A 1,891-nucleotide genomic window follows, 5' to 3' on the forward strand; every position below is an offset into this window, starting at 1 on the left:
CGATTTTCTGATTTCCTACAATGAATCAACGACTTAGATCAAGGGCTCCGGGAAGGTCCGTCGGAGGGTGGCATGGAAATCCTCGGCATCTCGCCCCAGTTGCTCGGCAGCCAGCTCTTGATCGGCCTGATCAACGGCTCGTTCTACGCCATCCTCAGCCTTGGCCTGGCGATCATTTTCGGCCTGCTCAACATCATCAATTTCGCGCACGGCGCGCAGTACATGTTGGGCGCCTTCGTGGCCTGGATCGCGCTGACGAAATTCGCGATCGGCTACTGGGCTGCGCTTCTCCTGGCGCCGATGATCGTCGGGCTGTTGGGCATCGTCCTCGAACGCACGATGCTTCGCCGGCTCTACCAACTGGACCACCTCTACGGCCTGCTGCTGACCTTCGGCATCGTGCTCCTGATCCGTCCCGCCGGCCTCTTCGGCAGGGCCGCCTGAAAACAGCCAAGGAAATCCCGCCCATGAGCGCCCGCGCCAACACCGCCTCGCAACAAACGCCGATCGTTTTCGCCGTGCTTTTCGCGCTCGGAATGATCGCGCCGTTCGTGGTTTACCCAACCTTCCTGATGAAGATCCTTTGCTTCGGGCTCTTCGCCTGTGCCTTCAACCTGTTGCTCGGCTTCGCCGGGCTGCTTTCGTTCGGGCACGCAGCCTTCCTCGGCTCGGCGGGCTACGTTTGTGGTCTGCTGATGACGGACTACGGGACGACGCCGGAGATTGGCATCCTCGCCGGCACCGTCACTGCCGGCCTGCTGGGGTGGCTATTCGGTGTGCTGGCGATACGCCGATCGGGGATCTACTTCGCGATGATCACGCTGGCGCTGGCGCAAATGGTTTTCTTCCTCTGCCTGCAGTTGCCGTTCACGGGCGGCGAGGACGGATTGCAGGGCGTGCCGCGCGGCCGGCTATTTGGACTGGTCGACCTGTCGGACAACATCGCGATGTACTACCTGGTCTTCGCCGTCTTCTGTTTCGGCTTCTTCGTGATCTACCGGACGATTCATTCGCCTTTCGGGCAGGTGCTGAAGGCGATTCGCGAAAACACGCCGCGTGCGATATCGCTGGGCTACGACGTCGCCCGCTTCAAGCTGCTGGCTTTCGTGATCTCAGCGGCACTCGCCGGCATGGCCGGCGCGACCAAGACCCTCGTCTTTCAGTTGGCGTCCCTGACCGACGTGCATTGGCACATGTCGGGAGAAGTCGTGCTGATGACCCTGCTTGGCGGCCTGGGCACGGTGCTCGGCCCGCTGGTCGGCGCCCTGACCATCGTCAGCCTGCAAGACGAGCTGGCCGACAAAGTGGGTTCCTGGGTCACGGTCATCATGGGCGCCATCTTCGTCCTCTGCGTGTTGATGTTTCGCCGCGGGATCGTTGGCGAACTGCAAGCGCTGGCGCAGCGGATGGGAGTGATGCGCTGAGGTTGCGAGGCGCGCGGACTGACCCGGCGAGCCTGCGCCCCTCCGGCCCATCTTTTCTCAAGTCCGTGCTTACCGACCCGGACTGCTGCCGACCAGCGATCATCGATGACTTACAGATCCAGCACCAGGCCAACCGTGTGGTCGGCACTCGCTGCAGGCACCGAGCAGCAAATCAGTATCTCGTCCGCCCCCATGGCGACGGCTGGCGGCGACGTGTAGCTGACCTGGCCGGCCAGTATTCGGGTCTTGCAGGTGCCGCATGAGCCGCCCCGGCAACTGAATTCCGGCGTCAGTCCACGCGCTTCCGCAAGGTCGAGCAGGCTGCCACCGCCCGGCTGCCAACGGGCTTCCTTGGCCGACCGCGAGAACACGACGGGAACGGGACATTCGGCCACCGGCGGGGTGTGTTGCCGGCGGAGTAAATCCGCATAAATCTGGCGGCAGTAATTGGCGGCGAGAAGGGCAAG

At 63.0% G+C, this 1,891-nt stretch carries 2 protein-coding genes and 1 pseudogene; 2 read left to right on the plus strand and 1 reads right to left on the minus strand.

The features are described from left to right. Positions 1 to 72 precede the first annotated feature (72 nt). Positions 73 to 429 (plus strand): annotated as a pseudogene (locus tag ACCAA_RS04665) (ABC transporter permease subunit); the annotation flags it as partial. 38 nt (positions 430 to 467) lie between these two features. Continuing rightward, entirely contained in the window at positions 468 to 1,424 is a 957-nt protein-coding gene (locus ACCAA_RS04670; RefSeq protein WP_186406078.1) for a branched-chain amino acid ABC transporter permease, read from the plus strand. Between the two features lie 110 nt (positions 1,425 to 1,534). Here the strand turns inward: ACCAA_RS04670 and ACCAA_RS04675 are convergent. Beyond that, positions 1,535 to 1,891: 2Fe-2S iron-sulfur cluster-binding protein (locus tag ACCAA_RS04675; RefSeq protein WP_186406079.1), on the minus strand; the 357-nt coding region annotated here is incomplete at its 5' end.

It is taken from the genome of Candidatus Accumulibacter aalborgensis, assembly GCF_900089955.1.
GTDB classification, from domain to species: domain Bacteria; phylum Pseudomonadota; class Gammaproteobacteria; order Burkholderiales; family Rhodocyclaceae; genus Accumulibacter; species Accumulibacter aalborgensis.